The sequence below is a fragment of the Candidatus Dependentiae bacterium genome (assembly GCA_013821315.1).
Lineage (GTDB): Bacteria > Babelota > Babeliae > Babelales > Babelaceae > JACDHA01.
This window is the reverse complement of record JACDHA010000057.1, coordinates 1-2,139: the sequence shown is the minus strand read 5'-3', so window position 1 is coordinate 2,139 and position 2,139 is coordinate 1. Positions and strand designations below refer to the sequence as shown.

The 2,139-nt window shown below is 38.4% G+C and carries 2 protein-coding genes; both read left to right on the top strand.

Annotation, left to right across the window (positions count from 1 at the left end; translation table 11 throughout):
• Positions 1-683 (top strand): hypothetical protein (locus H0X48_06985; protein ID MBA3955034.1); only part of this gene is annotated, 683 nt, incomplete at its 5' end.
• A gap of 27 nt (positions 684-710) precedes the next feature.
• Positions 711-2,139: WD40 repeat domain-containing protein (locus tag H0X48_06980; protein MBA3955033.1), on the top strand; the 1,429-nt coding region annotated here is incomplete at its 3' end.

Below are 2,139 nucleotides of genomic sequence, written 5' to 3'. Positions count from 1 at the left end.
TTACTGGATCAAATGATAAAACTGCACGCTTATGGAATCTAAATACACTCGAATCTCAAGAGCTTAGAGGCCATACAAGCCATGTAAATTCAGTAGCATTTAGTCCTGATGGTAAGTATGCTCTTACTGGATCATTGGATAATACTGCACGCTTATGGCATATACCTTATCTAGAAAAATTAACATTGGAACAATTATTTTTTATGATCCAGCTTAATAAGTCCGCTGTTAATTTAGACGGTCAAGATGAGCAGTGCATGCTTGAATCTTTTAAGTCAGCAATAGGCCTATTACCTCAAATTTCACATGAAGATTACAAAAATAACATTTTAGTAAAAGCTTATATTGATTTTAAGCGCAAACAATTACTGCAAGCAGCTGCTCATGATGATGTTGCTACAGTTTCCAAGCTGCTTAAAAGAGGCTTTACGTTAAATACTTGTGACAAGCTGGGCAATAATTTATGGCATTACGCTTTTAGAGGACATAACTTTAAACCAAGCGAACAAGTTCTTAATCTCCTACTAAGCCTAGAGGGAACTCAAAAAGGTTTTAACAAAACAAATAAACACGGCCAAACACCCTACGTGCAAGGTCTTATTTGCGATAAAGAATTCACACAAAATTTTATAGCTGACTATTGCAAAGCAGCTTCAAAACCTTCTTATTGCTCTATTCAATAATTAATTTAAAAACCATAAGGATTTATTATGTTTACCAATCGCATAAGACCTCTTTTTTTTGCAGTGTATATCTGCGCTAACTCTCTTTTATCTGCTTGTCTAAAAGATCTGGCAACTGATAAATCAATTGAAGCACTTTTATCACAAACACTTCAGCAACAAGCTGCTACTTTAAACACTTTACCTGTAGGTCTGAGAGATATTCTTAAAAATGCTCTCATTACTAAAAATAAAGCATTACTTACACAAATGCTCACTTTAACACCTAAACAGCTTAAAGGTCATACATCCTGGGTGACTTCAGTAGCATTTAGCCCTGATGACAACTATGCTCTTACTGGATCATACGATAACACCGCACGCTTATGGAATGTAAATACACTCGAGTCTCAAGAGCTTATAGGCCATACAGGCACTGTAACCTCAATAGCATTTAGCCCTGATGGCAAATATGCTCTTACTGGATCAAGAGATCATACTGTACGCTTATGGAATGTAAATACACTCGAGTCTCAAGAGCTTATAGGCCATACAAGCGATGTAAGCTCAGTAGCATTTAGCCCTGATGGCAAGTATGCTCTTACTGGATCATGGGATGATACTGCACGCTTATGGAGTGTAAGTACACTGGAGGCTCAAGAGCTTAGAGGCCATACAGACTGGGTGACTTCAGTAGCATTTAGCCCTGATGGCAAATGTGCTCTTACTGGATCAGATGATAATACTGCACGCTTATGGAATGTAAATACACTCGAATCTCAAGAGCTTAGAGGCCATACAGGCATCGTGAGTTCAGTAACATTTAGCTCTGATGGCCAATATGCTCTTACTGGATCATGGGATAATACTGCACGCTTATGGAATGTAAATACACTCGAGTCTCAAGAGCTTAGAGGCCATACAGACTGGGTGACTTCAGTAGCATTTAGCCCTGATGGCAAGCATGCTCTTGCTGGAGCAGAGGATGGGACTGCACGCTTATGGAATCTAAATACACTCCATTCTCAAGAGCTTAGAGGCCATACGAACAGAGTAACTTCAGTAGCATTTAGCCCTGATGGCAAATATGCTCTTACTGGATCAGATGATTATACTGCACGCTTATGGAATGTAAATACACTCGAGTCTCAAGAGCTTAAAGGCCATACAAACAGAGTACCTTCAGTAGCATTTAGCCCTAATGGCAAGTATGCTCTTACTGGATCAGGGGATTATACTGCACGCTTATGGCATATATCTTATCTAGAAGAATTAACATTAGAACAACTATTTTTCATGATGCAGCTTAGTAAGTCCGCTGTTAATTTAGAAAGCCAAGACGAGCAACGTGTGCTTGAATCTTTTGAGTCAGCCATAGGCCTATTACCTCAAATTTCACATGAAGATTACAAAAATAATATTTTAGTAAAAGCTTATATTGATTTTAAGCGCAAAAAATTACTGCAAGCAGCTGCTC